The 13,933-nt window shown below is 59.7% G+C and carries 16 protein-coding genes; 4 read left to right on the top strand and 12 right to left on the bottom strand.

The genetic code is table 11. The annotated features are described in order from the left end of the window. Positions 1-2: 2 nt before the first annotated feature. The 6 genes from ACWHXT_RS04835 to ACWHXT_RS04810 all read right to left on the bottom strand — a co-directional run bounded on the left by ACWHXT_RS04835 (position 3) and on the right by ACWHXT_RS04810 (position 6,199). Positions 3-698 (bottom strand): HAD family hydrolase, encoded by a 696-nt coding sequence (locus ACWHXT_RS04835; protein ID WP_447957460.1) that lies wholly within the window; start codon positions 696-698, stop codon positions 3-5. Next, on the bottom strand, positions 695-1,858 hold the full coding sequence (locus ACWHXT_RS04830; protein WP_447957459.1) for an ABC transporter ATP-binding protein: 1,164 nt from the start codon (positions 1,856-1,858) through the stop codon (positions 695-697). Before ACWHXT_RS04830 ends, ACWHXT_RS04835 begins: the two co-directional genes overlap by 4 nt. Before the next feature lie 11 nt (positions 1,859-1,869). Further along, positions 1,870-2,718: a carbohydrate ABC transporter permease gene (locus ACWHXT_RS04825; protein WP_447957458.1), complete on the bottom strand. Its 849-nt coding sequence runs from the start codon at positions 2,716-2,718 to the stop codon at positions 1,870-1,872. Between the two features lie 65 nt (positions 2,719-2,783). Further along, positions 2,784-3,674 carry a carbohydrate ABC transporter permease gene (locus ACWHXT_RS04820; protein ID WP_447957457.1) on the bottom strand — a complete coding sequence of 297 codons (891 nt, stop codon included), beginning with the start codon at positions 3,672-3,674 and terminating at the stop codon, positions 2,784-2,786. 80 nt (positions 3,675-3,754) lie between these two features. Beyond that, a complete protein-coding gene (locus ACWHXT_RS04815; RefSeq protein WP_447957456.1) occupies positions 3,755-5,074 on the bottom strand; it encodes an ABC transporter substrate-binding protein in 1,320 nt (439 codons plus the stop codon). 174 nt (positions 5,075-5,248) lie between these two features. Further along, positions 5,249-6,199, bottom strand: a complete 951-nt coding sequence (locus ACWHXT_RS04810) for a sugar-binding transcriptional regulator (protein WP_447957455.1) — start codon at positions 6,197-6,199, stop codon at positions 5,249-5,251. Positions 6,200-6,338: 139 nt separating this feature from the next. Here ACWHXT_RS04810 and ACWHXT_RS04805 point away from each other — a divergent pair, with 139 nt between their 5' ends. Next, entirely contained in the window at positions 6,339-6,677 is a 339-nt protein-coding gene (locus tag ACWHXT_RS04805; RefSeq protein WP_447528102.1) for an NGG1p interacting factor NIF3, read from the top strand. A gap of 28 nt (positions 6,678-6,705) precedes the next feature. On the opposite strand, the gene ACWHXT_RS04800 is transcribed toward ACWHXT_RS04805, so the two are convergent. Then, on the bottom strand, positions 6,706-7,263 hold the full coding sequence (locus ACWHXT_RS04800; protein ID WP_447928342.1) for an NUDIX hydrolase: 558 nt from the start codon (positions 7,261-7,263) through the stop codon (positions 6,706-6,708). 90 nt (positions 7,264-7,353) lie between these two features. Between ACWHXT_RS04800 and ACWHXT_RS04795 the strand changes: the two genes are divergently transcribed. From ACWHXT_RS04795 to ACWHXT_RS04785, 3 genes are all read left to right on the top strand, one after another. Beyond that, complete coding sequence (locus ACWHXT_RS04795; RefSeq protein ID WP_447957454.1) at positions 7,354-8,025, top strand: CoA pyrophosphatase; 672 nt, start codon at positions 7,354-7,356, stop codon at positions 8,023-8,025. Further along, entirely contained in the window at positions 8,022-8,690 is a 669-nt protein-coding gene (locus ACWHXT_RS04790) for a 2OG-Fe(II) oxygenase (protein ID WP_447957453.1), read from the top strand. Before ACWHXT_RS04795 ends, ACWHXT_RS04790 begins: the two co-directional genes overlap by 4 nt. 342 nt (positions 8,691-9,032) lie before the next feature. Next, on the top strand, positions 9,033-9,536 hold the full coding sequence (locus ACWHXT_RS04785; RefSeq protein WP_447957452.1) for a PRC-barrel domain-containing protein: 504 nt from the start codon (positions 9,033-9,035) through the stop codon (positions 9,534-9,536). 347 nt (positions 9,537-9,883) lie between these two features. On the opposite strand, the gene ACWHXT_RS04780 is transcribed toward ACWHXT_RS04785, so the two are convergent. The 5 genes from ACWHXT_RS04780 to ACWHXT_RS04760 all read right to left on the bottom strand — a co-directional run bounded on the left by ACWHXT_RS04780 (position 9,884) and on the right by ACWHXT_RS04760 (position 13,867). Continuing rightward, positions 9,884-10,306 carry an OsmC family protein gene (locus ACWHXT_RS04780; RefSeq protein WP_447957451.1) on the bottom strand — a complete coding sequence of 141 codons (423 nt, stop codon included), beginning with the start codon at positions 10,304-10,306 and terminating at the stop codon, positions 9,884-9,886. Between the two features lie 119 nt (positions 10,307-10,425). Then, positions 10,426-11,265: an MOSC domain-containing protein gene (locus ACWHXT_RS04775; RefSeq protein ID WP_447957450.1), complete on the bottom strand. Its 840-nt coding sequence runs from the start codon at positions 11,263-11,265 to the stop codon at positions 10,426-10,428. A gap of 68 nt (positions 11,266-11,333) precedes the next feature. Beyond that, positions 11,334-12,332, bottom strand: a complete 999-nt coding sequence (locus ACWHXT_RS04770) for a substrate-binding domain-containing protein (RefSeq protein WP_447928337.1) — start codon at positions 12,330-12,332, stop codon at positions 11,334-11,336. 82 nt (positions 12,333-12,414) lie between these two features. Next, the gene (locus tag ACWHXT_RS04765; protein WP_447957449.1) at positions 12,415-12,930 is read right to left on the bottom strand and encodes a gluconokinase; all 516 of its coding nucleotides are present in this window, start codon (positions 12,928-12,930) and stop codon (positions 12,415-12,417) included. A gap of 241 nt (positions 12,931-13,171) precedes the next feature. Then, a complete protein-coding gene (locus ACWHXT_RS04760) occupies positions 13,172-13,867 on the bottom strand; it encodes an aspartate/glutamate racemase family protein (protein WP_447957448.1) in 696 nt (231 codons plus the stop codon). Positions 13,868-13,933 lie beyond the last annotated feature (66 nt).

Here is a 13,933-nt window from a genome sequence, read left to right as displayed (position 1 = left end):
GGTTAGAAAGAGGGCGTGGTCGCGTCGTTGGGCGTGCGAGTGTGCCAGGTGTCGATCAGCACACCCAGCTCACGCATATGAAACGCCACCTGCCAGGCGCCCGCCTCGACCAGCCGGTCGGCCTGATCCTCACCAATGTGGCTGGCCCCCACAAAGCCCACCACGGTAAGCCCGGCGGCCACTGCCGAACGCACGCCCGCCACGCTATCTTCGACCGCCAGGCAGTGATGGGGCGAAACGCCCAGGGTTTGGGCCGCCAGCCGGTAAATCGCCGGGTCGGGCTTGGGGGCGGGTACCTGGTCGGCACTCAGTATCGGGGCGTTTTTAAGCGCCACGGCCAACCCCGTCGAATCGAGCGACGCCTCGATCCGGCGCCGATTGCTGTTGGACACCACGGCCATGGCAAAGGGGATCGCGCTGATCGCCTCAAACGCCCCGTCGATGGCACGAAGCTCCCGGGCAAGGCGCGCTTCGATGGCCGTATCGACCTGCTCAACGGCGTCGTCGGGCAGCGTATGGCGGCTCAGGGTTTGCAGGTGACGCAAAATGTTGGAGGTGGTCATACCCAGCGCCTGGCCAAGCTCGCGTGCCACGTCGACATCCGGCAGCCACGCTTTGAGATGCGCCTCCAGCGTATCTTCGGCGAGGACTTCGCTATCCACCAGTACGCCATCGCAGTCGAATATTACCGCGCTCATGACGCTGTCTCGGTGTGGCCCGGCGCATCCGTCGGCAAGCCACGGTTATCCTGGCGGGTCAGGTTCGCCAGCGGGTGCAAGGCCAGACTTTCAAGGGCCAGGCCGTGCTGGTCGAAAAGATGCGCGCGCTCGGCGTCGAAGCCAAAACGCACGGTGTCGTGCACCCGATAGGCCACATCGCCATCCGCCATGAGGGTTATGAGCTGGTCGTTCATCTTGACGTACAGCGAGGTTTGGCCGCCCAGCCGTTCGAGTACTTGAATGGTGCCGCTTAGCTCGCCCGCCTCATTGAGCTTTAAGTGCTCCGGGCGAATGCCGAGCTCGAGCGTCTCGCCCTGCTCGGTGGCTTTGCCATCGACCGGCACGCGGCACTGCCCGCCGCCGGGCAGCGCGACACTCACCCCACTTGCCTCGCTGGACACGACGCCTACTTCGAAAAAATTCATTTTCGGCGAGCCGATAAAGCCTGCCACGAAGCGGTTGCGCGGATGGTGATAGAGCGCCATGGGCGAGCCTACCTGCTCCACGATGCCGTCCTGGAGCACGACTATCTTGTCGGCCATGGTCATCGCCTCGATCTGGTCGTGGGTGACGTAGATCATGGTGGCGTTGAGCTCCTCGTGGAGCCTGGCGAGCTCGATGCGCATCTGTACTCTGAGCGCGGCGTCCAGATTCGATAGCGGCTCGTCGAACAAAAAGATACTGGGATTACGCACGATGGCCCGGCCAATGGCCACGCGCTGGCGCTGCCCGCCGGAGAGCGCCTTGGGTTTGCGGTCCAAAAGCGGCTCGAGCTGCAAAATTTTTGCTGCCGCCAGCACTTTCTCGCGCCTTTTCGCCTTGGGCACCCCGGCCAGCCGCATGGAAAAGCCCATATTGGCTTCGACGCTCATGTGCGGGTAGAGCGCGTAGCTTTGAAACACCATCGCCAGCCCCCGATCCGCCGGGCCTACATCGTTCATGCGCTGGCCGTCGATCAGGATATCGCCGCTCGATGCGCTCTCCAGCCCCGCGATCATGCGCATTAGGGTCGATTTACCGCACCCCGAGGGCCCAACGAAGACCACGAACTCACGATCCTCGACGTCCAGACTGACGCCCTTGATGACCTCGGTGTCGGCAAAGCGTTTGACGATGTTGTGAAGCTGCAAAGTGGCCATAAAAGGGCTCCTTACTTGACGGCGCCGAAGGTCAAACCACGGACCATTTGTTTTTGGGTCATCCAGCCGAGGATCAGGATGGGGGCGATCGCCATGGTGGAGGCCGCCGAGAGTTTGGCCCAAAAGAGCCCTTCCGGGCTCGAGAAGGACGCAATGTAGGCGGTCAGCGGCGCCGCTTTCGAGGAGGTCAGGTTGAGACTCCAGAACGCTTCGTTCCAGCTCAAAATGACGGACAACAACCCGGTAGAGGCGATGCCGGGAAGCGTCAGCGGCAGCAATAGGTAGACGACCTCCTGGAGCGTTGAGGCGCCGTCCATCCGTCCGGCTTCGAGGATGTCTTTGGGCATGTCCTTGAAGAAGGTGTAGAGCATCCAGACCACGATGGGCAGATTCATCAGGGTGTAGACGATGATCAGCCCGGTGCGGGTATCCAAAAGGCCAACATCGCGAAAGATGAGATAGATCGGCACCAGCACGCCCACCGGCGGTAGCATCTTGGTCGAAAGCATCCATAACAGGGTGCCCTTGGTGCTTTTGGTGGGTAAAAACGCCATGGCGTAGGCCGAGGGAATCGCGATCAATAGCGCCAACAGTGTAGAGCCGAAAGCGACCGCTACGCTGTTGAGCGCAAAGCGGGCATAACCCGAGCGCGCCTGCACGGCCTCGTAGCTTTCAAGCGTCGGTGTAAAGAGGAAGCTTGGGTCGGCAATGGCGGCGGTTTCGGTTTTAAAGCCGGTCAGCACCATCCAGAGGATGGGGAAAAAGATCACCAGCGCGACCGACCAGGCCAGCAGGGTCAACAAGAGCTGCTTGATCGGGAAGGCGCGCGTTGGCGCGGCGTATTGACGTGGCGTAGTCATAGCGGCGTACTCATGTGTGTCGTGCTCCTCAAACGCCCGGGATCACGCTTTTGGGGTTAACAGGCCTAATCTTCCAGGTTTTTGGCGACCATGCGGACCAGAAAGATCGCTACGATATTGGCCAGAATGATAGCGATCACGCCGCCCGCCGAGGCCACGCCAACATCGAAATCCAAAAGCGCCCGAATGTAGATCAGGTACGCCAGGTTAGTGGTGGCAAGCCCGGGGCCGCCGGAGGTGGTGACGAAGATTTCGGCGAAAATCGTCAGCAGAAAGATCATCTCGATCATGATCACCACGCTGATCGCCCGTTTTAGGTGCGGCAGCGTAATGAAAAAGAAGATCGCGAGCGGCCCCGCGCCATCCATCCGCGCGGCTTCGACCTGGTCTTCGTCCAGCGACTGCATCGCGGTGAGCAAAATCAACAGCGCAAAGGGCAGCCACTGCCAGGAGACGATGATGATGATCGAGGTCAGCGGCAGCGACGAGAACCAGTCGACGGCAGGCATGCCAAGCGACTGGGCAAGCCAGGCCAGTACCCCGCTGGAGGGGTGCATCATCATGTTTTTCCAGATCAGCGCACTGACCGTGGGCATGACGAAAAACGGCGAAATGGCCAGCACCCGCGCGATACCCCGGCCGAAAAACTCCTGCTGGAACAGCACGGCCAGGAGCGTGCCGCCCACCACGGTAATGGCCAGCACCCAGCCCACCAGCAAAAGCGTCGTGCCCATGGCGGACCAAAGCGCGGGGTCGGTCAGCAGATACTCGTAGTTTTCAAACCCGGCAAACCCGGTCATGCCGGGCATCAACAGGTTGTAGCGCTGGAAGGAGAACCAAACGGTCATCCCCAGCGGTATCAGCATCCATAAAAGCAGTAGCGTAACGGCGGGCGCCTGTAGCGAAAGCGCTCTTAACCCACCGACCGTACGGCCGGATGCGCGTGTTCTAGTCATGAAAATACCCGCGAAAGCAGTCTTGGCTAAAGGCGTGCAATGAGAGCGAAGGCGCCCGCCGTCGGCGGGCGCCTGCCGGGTCAGTCGTTGTAACCGGCTCGCTGCATGGTGCGCTCGGTAGCGCGCTGGGCGCTATCCAGGGCCTGTTCCACCGTGCTGTCGCCGGTCAGGGCCGCGGCAATGGTCTGGCCTACCTGGGTACCGATCGCCTGGAACTCAGGGATATTGACGATCTGCACGCCGGTATAGGGGTTGGGCTCCAGGGTCGAGTCGGTGGGGTCGGCCTCCTGAATGGCGTTTAACACGAACTCGGCAAACGGCGCGGCTTGCTGGTATTGCTCGTTGGCGTAGGTGGATTCGCGTGTACCCGGCGGCACGTTGGTCCAGCCCTGGGTCTCGCCGACAAGCTCGATGTACTCTTTCGACGTGGCCCAGCTGATGAACTCCTTGGCGGCGTCCTTGTTTTCCGAGGAGGCGGGGATCGCCAGCGCCCAGGTCCAGAGCCAGTGCGAGCCCTTGGGCGTTTCGGCAACCGGCGCCGGGGCAAAACCGAGGTTATCGGCCACGCTCGATTCATCGCCATCATAAAGCGTGCCGGCGGCGGAGGTGGCGTCTACCCACATGGCGCAGTTGCCGCGGGCAAAAAGCGCCAGGTTCTCGTTGAAGCCGTTGGAGCTCGCCCCGGGCGGGCCATAGTTACCCAGCAGGTCGACGTAGAAGCTGATCGCGTTTTGCCAGGCGTCGGAGTCGAGCTCCGGGTTCCACTCTTCGTCGAACCAGCGGCCGCCGTAGGTGTTTACAAGGGTCGTGACGAAGGCCATGTTCTCGCCCCAGCCGGGCTTGCCGCGCAAACAAATCCCCGCCAGCCCCTCTTCGCTGCCGTGAAGCTGCTCGGCCCATTCGCGCACCTGGTCCCAAGTGGGCTGGTCGGGCATCTCGATACCCGCCTGCTCGAACAGGTCCTTGCGGAAGTACATCATCGAGCTTTCTGCGTAAAACGGCAGCGCGTAGGGCGTGCCGTCCAGGCTCAAGCCGTCGCGCACCGAGGTCAGCAGGTCGTCGGCATCGTAGTCGTCGGCCAGGTCATCGAGCGGGGTGAGCCACTCGCGCTCTGCCCAGATGGGGGCCTCGTAGGCGCCGATGGTCATGACATCGAACTGGCCACCGCCGGTGGCGATATCCGTGGTCATGCGCTGGCGCAACACGTTCTCTTCGAGCACCACCCAGTCGAGCGAGATCTCCGGGTGAGCGCTTTCGAACTCGTCGGTCAAGCTCTGCATGATGACCATGTCGTTGTTATTGACGGTGGCCACGGTGATTTGGGTCTGGGCCTGAGCATGGCCCGCCAGCGCGATACCGGCGGCCAGCGCGCTGAGCGGCAAGTGATGTGCAAAACGCATACGGCACTCCTTTGAGCGAATTTGGACTTGTTATGGCGCTGATTATTTTGATCATCAATCGAACAAATGATCGTACGCGAGACAAAAAAAAGCAAAGCCCTGGCGCTACTACTTTACGCTAACACCCCCATTGCCAGACGCGGTTGCGGGCCCGCCACCGCGTTTTGAAAAGCTTTATAGCGTGCTCAAAATGTGGCGCGCGGCCACTTCGTCGGTAATCAGCCCCTTGAGCCAGCCGCTTCGCAGCGCCGCCAAAATGGCCGGCGCCTTGTCCTGGCCACCGGCGATGGCCACCATGGTCTGCTGGCCGAACTGATCGAGCGCAAGACTCGTGACCCGTTGGGTGATCGAGCACTCGATCAGCTCGCCCTGCTGATTGAGCGGCCAGCCTAGAAGCTCGCCGACAGCCTCTAACCGGAGCAGCTCATCGAGCTCGGCTTGGCTGATGAAGTGATCCTGATAGAGCGTCGCCTGGCGGTCGATGCGCCCGACCCCAATGAATGCCGCCTTCGAGGCCGCCGCCACCTCGGCAATCGCCTGGAACAGCCGCTGGTTTAGCATGGCCTCTTTTTCCTCGATGGACTCCGCGACCACCGGCGCGGGCAGCAAAAAGCGCTCGCCGCCGGTTTTATCCGCCAGCGCCATCACCGCATCGAAGCGGTTGGCCGAGCCGTCCCGGGCGACGTTACCGATCAACGAGACGAAACGGTGCTGGGGGCGCTCGATGCGATCCAGCGCCTCGACCGCCGCACGCACCGAGCGCCCGGCCCCCAGCGACAGCGTCAGCGGCTCGCTGTGCTCCACCAGGTGCGCCATCCGTTTGGCGCCCGCCACGGCCAAGTAGTAGGCGGCGCTGTCCGGGGCGTTCATATCCGCCGGCACTACATCGCAGTAGTTCAGGTCAAAACGCTCGGCAAGCTCACGCCCCAGCGTCATGCACGACGAGATCGGATGGTCGATATGCACCTTGATCAGCCCCGCCTGCCGGGCCAGGGCCAAAAGGCGCTGCACGCCTGGGCGCGAAACGCCCAACTGGCTTGCGATTTCATCCTGGGTGAGCCCTCCCACGTAGGAGAGCCACGCCGCCCGGGCCGCCTGGTCCAGTTTTACCTCGAATTTATCCATGGTCCGGCTCGTTGATCCTTATGAATGAGACCCTAGGGATTGCTGGTCGTGAAATACCATCATACAAAGCCTGGCCCGCGCCCCATAGCCGCCTATCCGCTAAGATGACTATGACACCCTGCTTGAAAGAGGCAACATCATGTACAAACTGACGTTTTATGTACCCATCGAGGACGCCGAGAGCGTCAAGGAAGCCGTGTTCGAAACCGGCGCCGGCCGCATTGGCCATTACGAGGCGTGCTGCTTTCAGACGCCGGGTACCGGCCAGTTCCGCCCCATGGAAGGCGCCCACCCGCATATCGGTGAAGTGGGCGAACTCACCACTGTAGAGGAGTACAAGGTGGAGATGGTGTGCGACGAAGAGTGTATTCACGCCGCCGTGGCGGCGCTTCAGTTGGCCCACCCTTACGAGGAGGTCGCCTATGCGGTATGGGAGCTTGCCGACCTTAAAGCGCCGGCGCCCCCGGGCTTTGCCTGAACGCTACCCGCCAACCTCTTCGGCGGTCCTAAGCGCTGCCGAAATAGCGTTCGCGGTCTTCTAACGTGACGGTGCTCATGTGCAGCGGGAAGCGGTCGCTTTTGCGGTCCTCGAAAAAGTGCTTGAGGGTGCGCTCGATGGTGGGAAAAGCGAGGGTGTCCCAGGGGATATCGTCTTCCGCGAATAGCGCGACCTCGAGGCTTTCCGGGCCCGCGGCGAACCCACCGTTGAGATCCGCCAAAAAGATCATGTAGACCTGATTGATATGCGGCAGGTCGATCAGCGTATAAAGGCTTTGAATCTCGACGCTCGCCATGGCCTCTTCGCGGGTTTCGCGAAGCCCGGCATCACGGGTGGTTTCGCCGTTTTCCATGTAGCCGGCGGGCAGCGTCCAGTACCCCTTGCGCGGGGAAATCGCGCGTTTACACAGCAAGATCTTGTCATCAAGAACCGGCAGTGTACCGGCCACGATGCGCGGGTTTTGGTAATGAATCGCCCCGCAGCCGTCGCACAGGTAGCGCGGGCGGTCGTCGCCTTCGGGAACGGCAAAGCGGACTTTTTCACCGCACTGGCTACAAAAATTCATGATGGTATCTCAACAGCTGATAAGGTGGGGCGCTTGGCTTGACGCCGGTTGTCACGCTTTGTAAAAGGGAGTAAACCTGATGGAACCTCCATGTTAGAGAAACTGCGCAAAGAGCTGCAACACTATCGGCCAAAAGAGTTGGGCCGCGCCAAACTTTTACAGGCGGCGGTGTTGTTGCCCATCGTCGCGCATCCCGAGCCCACGCTGCTCTTTACCCGGCGGGCCAGTCATCTATCGACCCATAGCGGCCAGGTAGCCTTTCCGGGTGGCAAGCGCGAACCCGACGACCACGACCTTTACCACACCGCCCTGCGCGAAGCCGAGGAAGAGATCGCCCTGCCCCCGGGTGAGGTCGAGTGCATCGGCCAGCTTTCCGACGTGGTCTCGCTACACGGGCTTTGCGTGACGCCCTGGGTGGGCATCATCGCGCCCCAGTTGGCCTTGAAAGCCGACCCCGGCGAGATCGACACCATTTTCGAGGTGCCCTTGAGCCACTTTCTAAACGACAAGCGGACCTACACCGATGTGATTACCGTAGACGGCGTGGCCCACTACGTGCCGAGCTACCATGTCGATGGCCACGTGATTTGGGGGCTTTCCGCGATGATGCTCGTCGAGCTTTTGGCCAAGGGCTTTGGCATGCCGATCGACCTTTATGAGCGTCCGTCAGGCTCGCTCAAACACCACCCCGAGCGTAGCAATCGGGCGGCCAAAAAAGGCGATATCAGCGCCGCCCCCGCCGCGAAGCGGAGTAAGCGATGAGTGTTTCCAGCACGTCCTGGGGCGAGGCGTTTGCGCAAAGCGCCCAGGCCGAGCTAATCGATGCACTGGTCGAACAGGGCTGGTACGTGGGCAAGGACGTGATCGACCCATCGCTTTGCGAGGCGCTGGCGGCTGAGCTGGCCCGCCTGAGAGACGCGGAGGCGCTCGAAGAGGCCGGTATAGGTCGCGGTCAGCAGCACCTACTGCGCAAGGACATACGCGGCGATGCCATTCACTGGCTCAACCAGGAAAGCGAAGCGCAGCGCCACTACCTTCAAGCCATGCAGCGCTTGCAGGTAGCGCTCAACCAAACGCTTTTTTTGGGGCTTTTCGAGTACGAGGCGCACTTCGCGTACTACCCGGCGGGCGCCTTTTACAAGCGCCACCTGGACAGCTTTCGCGGCCGTGCCAATCGGGTCATTTCAACGGTAGGCTACCTAAGCCCGGACTGGCCCATCGACGGCGGTGGTGAAATGGTCATTTACGCCCCCGAGGATCCAGAGCGCGAGGTGGCCAGGGTCACTCCCCAGGCCGGCACCTTTGCCTGCTTTCTCTCCGACAAGATCCCCCACGAGGTGCTGACCACCCACCGTTCCCGAAGCAGCATTGCGGGCTGGTTTCGTCGAAACGCATCCATGGGCGGTGTGCTCGACCCTGAAAGATAACCTGAGTTAATTAAAATGCTTTATTTCGGTGCATTTAACCTTGATGAACGCTTTTTTTAAAAATCGATTGCTTACAAATGTTGCAAAGCTACTCACAGCGTCTACCTTAAGAAGTGTCCGGCGCATTTAGCGCAAGGCAAGGTTAACTTACTACCCCCGTAGTTTTAGCCTGACGCAGTAAAAGTTCGCTCATGCCTTTTGGCAGATGCGAAAAGAAACGAGCAAGACGTGGCTTTGGCCACCAGGAAAATAGTTAGCATCTTTATTTAACGTTAACTATTCAAAGTTTAGGTACAAGCATTAATGCTCGATACCTTACTACGAACGCAAGGAGCAATAGCAATGAAAATGATCAAACCCGCTTTTCTAGGCACGCTGATGGTACCGGCTTTCATGTTCGCAGCAAGCGCTAACGCGCAGTCGAACGACTTGGACGCTACTTACATGACAGCCGCACCGCAGGGTACCTTTCATGCTGACTCGCTGACCGGCAATTCGGTACACAGCACCGTTGAGGACGACGATGAAATCGGCACCATCAACGATCTGATCATTGATCAGGACGGACAGATCCAAGCGGTCGTAGTAGGTGTTGGTGGTTTCCTGGGTATGGGTGAGAAAGACGTCGCCATCGAGTGGGATTCTCTTGACCTTACCCGTGAAGACGACGGCGAAGATTACGTGATTCGCGTAAACGCTACTCAAGAAGCGCTCGAAGAAGCCGAAGAGTATGACCGCGACGCTAATCGTAATGACGATATGAATAACGATGGTATGAATAACGATACCAACATGAACGATGATATGGATCGTGACACCGACACGGACAACGATCTGGACACCTAATAGTTAGCTATTAGTGTGATCAAGGGCCCTGGTTTTTACCAGGGCTTTTTTGTGGCTATCGTTTGAGCGTTTAAACTCCATGGCATCTAATTAATTCAAACGGGCACGCAGTTCAAACAGGTAGTGGTGGTCACCCCCTCACCTCTTGTTTCACTATCGCTTTTTCTAATGCTTTCTTGTTAACGCTTTCCTCTTACTCCTACTACTCTGTCTTTACCAAGCAACATCTACCAATTAACATCGATGGCCGCTGCTACTTTAATGGATCCCAATAAAAAAGCGCTGTCGAAGACAGCGCTTTAATCAAACTATTCGATCAGACCGACCGTTAAGGCCGGGTAAAAGAACTAGCCCTTGAGCTTCGCCGACATGGTGATTTCGGCTTTCAATACCTTGGATACCGGGCAGTTGGCCTTGGCGGTTTCTGCAGCTTCTTTGAAAGCCGCTTCGTCGGCACCGCTAACGGTTGCTTCGACTTCAAGATGGATTTTGGAGATATCGAATCCACCGCTGCCTTGCGAAAGCGTTACCGTTGCCTGAGTGTCGATCGCATCGGCGGTATAGCCTTTATCGCCCAGGACCATTGAAAGCGCCATTGAAAAACAGCTGGCGTGAGCGGCGCCGATCAGCTCTTCCGGGTTGGTGCCCTTCTCGCCTTCAAAACGCTGCTTGAAGGAGTAGCCGGCGTCCAGCACACCGCTTTCCGTGGCGATTTTGCCCTTGCCGTCTTTTAAGCCGCCTTCCCAATGTGCATTCGCTTTACTATCCATGGAATACTCCTGTTGCAATCATTTGCCTGGTTACTCAAAGGGCTCGGAAGAGACCTCCCGATGCCACACCCACAAGCGTAGCTCATTTTTAAAACCGTGCCGAGCGCCTTAACGCCCCGCTAGTGCTGATCGATGACCCGAACCTCATCGCCCACAGCCAGTGCCGACCCCAGCCCCCTGGCAATCGTGACGTTTTGGCAAAAATAGGCCCCCTTGAGCGCAGGTTGCGTTTTAAGCTTGACCAGCGTCGCCAACGGCTCGCCAGGCTCAGGGATTTGCCCCGTTTGCTGGTCGGTGGTGACTATTTTACACCGCTGGCAGGGCTTACACGGCGAAAGATGAATCGCATCATTAGCGGTACTGATCCTGCGCCAGGCATTTTCCGCCCAGGGTGTGGGGCAGTCGATCACGATATTGGGCCGAAAGCGCTCCATGGGCACCGGCGCCTGCTGGTTCTCACGCAGCGCCTCGTTAAGCGCGTCAAGCGAGCCGGTGGTTCCAATGGTCAGCGGATAGCCATCCGCAAAGTACGTGGGCGCCGTTGCACCGTCGATGGAGCGAGCCGGGCGCTCGAACTCGGTCGCAAAGCGCACCAGCCGAACCCCGGCCGCCTGTTCCCCTACCGCGCGTACCAGCCAGCGCGTCACGTCTTCACTTTCGGGCAAGGCCTTGCAGGCGTCTCCCCACACCGTGACCACACGCAGCGGGGTTTGGGGCCTTTCGAGCGAAATTTCGATCGAGCCCGCTTCTGGATGGGAAAGCACCAGCGCGTGCTCGGTCAACGCCACCGAAATCAAGGCAAGCGCCGGGATCTCGCGCTGGGTGACAAATGATTGCTGCTCATTGACCAGCATCCAGTGCCGGTCCCAGGCCAGCCCCTGGCGGGTGAGCGTTGCCTGCTCCAGGTCGATGCCTTTGAACGACTTTACCGGGTAGACGGTTAATTTTGTAATCTTCAAAAAGAGCCCCGCTTTTTCCTAAATGGTGGCTGTCTACTTTAGCGAACTCAAGAGTTTACCACCACGCTTTAAAGCGTTTGCCCCGTCTCGATGGTGTATCCCAGGTCGATAACGCTGGCGGCGGACTCTTCTTGCCCCTGAATGCGCGCGATCAGCGCCTTCGCCGCCGTCTCGCCAATCGCCTGGCGCGGCGTGATTACGCTGGCGAGCCGGGGCGTCATCGCTTGGCCGACATCGTGACCGTGAAAGCCCGCGATCGCCAGCGCCTCGGGCACGCGAAGCCCCTGGCGCAGACACTCGAAGTAAGCGCCTACCGCTACATCGTCGTTGGTGCAAAAAATGCCGTCGGCGTCGGGGTGTTGCGCGATGATATCGCGCATTAGCTCGGCGCCTACGCTGTAAGAGGAGCGCGTGGTACTTTGCAGCGTCACCGGCGCTAGGCCGTGGCGGGTCATGGCGTTGGTATAGCCCTGCTCGCGCTGGCGGGTGCGCTCATCGAGGCGAACCGCCAGGTAGATGACCCGACGCCGGCCCCGACGAATCATCTCGCTGACCATATCATCGGCGGCCTGCACGTTGTCGTAGCCTACCGCCAGTTCCAAAGGCGTGCGGTAGGTATCCATGATTTCGACGATGGGGATGCCCGCGGTTTCCAGCATACGCAGGCTTCTGGGGGTGTGCTCGTGGTCGGAAAGAATCACGCCGTCCACATTATAGGAGAGCAGCGACGCCAGGCTTTGCTCCTCGAGCGCCGGGCTGTAGCCGTAGTGCGACAGCATCAGGTGAAAACCCGCCGGCTCGGCGCACGCCTCGATCCCCACGATGACGTCGGCAAACACCTGGTTGGTAAGCGAGGGCACCAGTACGCCGATCGAGTGGCTCCTGGCGCGGGATAAAAGCTCCGGGGCCCGGTTGGGTATATAGCCCACCTGCTCCGCGGCATGAAAAATACGTTCGCGAAGCCCCTCGGACACGGTTTGCGGATTGCGCAGGCAGCGGCTGACGGTCATTTTCGTGGCGCCAACGCGCTCGGCGATGTCCTGTAACGTAGGGCGTTTTTTCTTCACACTGGCGGGCCTTGTAAGCGTTGGTCTGGCGCGTTCATCGATCCAGCATACGACGCCACCCCGCGTGTGAAAACCGCCAATATCAGGCCGGCTCGGCCAAACGGCTGATGAACCCCTCGACGATCGCCCCCGGCGCCAGCGCAATCGACAGGGTGACGGCTTCATCCTCCCCCGGCGCTTCCAAATCGGCCAGTTGGCTTGCCAGCATGTTGTCGCCCTTGAAGAAGTGGCCCTCGCGGGTTTCCAGACGCTCGCGCAAAAGCGCCTGGCTGCCTTCCAAAAACAGAATATTGAGCCCTGGGTCGCCCTCGCGTAAAAGATCCCGGTAGCGCTTTTTGAGCCCGGAGCAGGCGATGACCACGCTTTCATCTTGCTGGCGATACTTGGCGAATAGCGTTGAAAGCGTCGTCAGCCACCCCTGGCGGTCGCTGTCATCGAGGGGCGTGCCGCTGGACATCTTGGCCACGTTGGCGGGCGGATGATAGTCGTCGCCGTCGATGAACCGCGCGCCTAACGAGGCGGCTACCTGCTGGCCGACCAGGGACTTGCCACACCCGGAGGCCCCCATGACCAGGATACGATACGAAGTAGCGGGCATTGGTTTCTCTCCAGATGCGCACCCCGTGCTTTAAAGCCCTGCCGCTTAAAAGCCGGAGGAATAGCGGATTAATGAATAGCGGGTTCGGTGTAGCGATAACGACGGTTAGCAATAACGACTGTTAGCAACAGCTGTTACCGGTAACATCGGTTTTCGGAAAGGCTATCGGCCCGGTTCGGCGGTGTCAAAGCAATAAACGCCGCTTGCGACTAACGTCCAGGACTTCTTTAGTTGCCGCGATTTACGCTTCGAGCGCCCAGGCCACCGCTTTTTGCGCATGCAGGGTGGTCGTATCCAACAGCGGCACGGGGCTATGCGTCTGGTCGACCAGCAGCGCAATCTCGGTACAGCCCAGCACCACGGCCTCGGCACCCTGCGCCTTTAAAGCATCGATGATTTCGAGATAGCGCTGGCGGGACGCATCAAAGATCTTGCCGCGACAAAGCTCTTCGAAAATCACCCGGTGGACGCTTTCGCGCTGAGCTTCATCGGGAATCACCACGTCGATGCCGTAGCGCTGTTTGAGGCGCGCCTTATAAAAATCCTGCTCCATGGTAAAGCGCGTGCCCAAAAGCCCTACGCGGCTGATGCCGTCCTTTTGACACCGCTCGCCGGTGGCGTCCGCTATGTGTAGAAGCGGAATTCGAATCGCCTGTTCGATGGCCGGCGCGACTTTGTGCATGGTATTGGTGGCCAGCAGCAAACAGCCTGCACCGGCCCCTTCTACGCGTTTGGCCGCCTCGGCCAGGTACTGGCCGGCACCGTCCCAATCACCTGCGCGCTGAAGCGCTTCGATCTCGGCAAAGTCGACGCTCACCATGGCGATCGAGGCGGAGTGTAAGCCCCCGAGCGCCTCGTTGATCCCCTCATTCAGCGCTTTGTAATAGCTTTGGGTGGATTCCCAGCTCATGCCGCCCAGCACTCCGATCGTTCGCATATCGCCTCTCCTGCTGTTGAATTGAACCTGTTGAATTGGATCGTTTGGCTGCAAATTAATTAAGCA

It is taken from the genome of Vreelandella halophytica (assembly GCF_968193635.1).
Note: the sequence above shows the minus strand (reverse complement) of the source record. Positions and strands in the feature narration are given on the sequence as shown.

Excerpts from the sequence above, each read along its gene's own strand:
- ACWHXT_RS04820 (WP_447957457.1), bottom strand. The coding sequence starts at position 3,674 with ATGACTAGAACACGCGCATCCGGCCGTACGGTCGGTGGGTTAAGAGCG.
- ACWHXT_RS04800 (WP_447928342.1), bottom strand. The coding sequence starts at position 7,263 with ATGAATTTTTGTAGCCAGTGCGGTGAAAAAGTCCGCTTTGCCGTTCCC.
- ACWHXT_RS04790 (WP_447957453.1), top strand. The coding sequence starts at position 8,022 with ATGAGTGTTTCCAGCACGTCCTGGGGCGAGGCGTTTGCGCAAAGCGCC.
- ACWHXT_RS04795 (WP_447957454.1), top strand. The coding sequence starts at position 7,354 with ATGTTAGAGAAACTGCGCAAAGAGCTGCAACACTATCGGCCAAAAGAG.
- ACWHXT_RS04765 (WP_447957449.1), bottom strand. The coding sequence starts at position 12,930 with ATGCCCGCTACTTCGTATCGTATCCTGGTCATGGGGGCCTCCGGGTGT.
- ACWHXT_RS04825 (WP_447957458.1), bottom strand. The coding sequence starts at position 2,718 with ATGACTACGCCACGTCAATACGCCGCGCCAACGCGCGCCTTCCCGATC.
- ACWHXT_RS04785 (WP_447957452.1), top strand. The coding sequence starts at position 9,033 with ATGAAAATGATCAAACCCGCTTTTCTAGGCACGCTGATGGTACCGGCT.
- ACWHXT_RS04805 (WP_447528102.1), top strand. The coding sequence starts at position 6,339 with ATGTACAAACTGACGTTTTATGTACCCATCGAGGACGCCGAGAGCGTC.
- ACWHXT_RS04815 (WP_447957456.1), bottom strand. The coding sequence starts at position 5,074 with ATGCGTTTTGCACATCACTTGCCGCTCAGCGCGCTGGCCGCCGGTATC.
- ACWHXT_RS04780 (WP_447957451.1), bottom strand. The coding sequence starts at position 10,306 with ATGGATAGTAAAGCGAATGCACATTGGGAAGGCGGCTTAAAAGACGGC.
- ACWHXT_RS04810 (WP_447957455.1), bottom strand. The coding sequence starts at position 6,199 with ATGGATAAATTCGAGGTAAAACTGGACCAGGCGGCCCGGGCGGCGTGG.
- ACWHXT_RS04835 (WP_447957460.1), bottom strand. The coding sequence starts at position 698 with ATGAGCGCGGTAATATTCGACTGCGATGGCGTACTGGTGGATAGCGAA.
- ACWHXT_RS04760 (WP_447957448.1), bottom strand. The coding sequence starts at position 13,867 with ATGCGAACGATCGGAGTGCTGGGCGGCATGAGCTGGGAATCCACCCAA.
- ACWHXT_RS04830 (WP_447957459.1), bottom strand. The coding sequence starts at position 1,858 with ATGGCCACTTTGCAGCTTCACAACATCGTCAAACGCTTTGCCGACACC.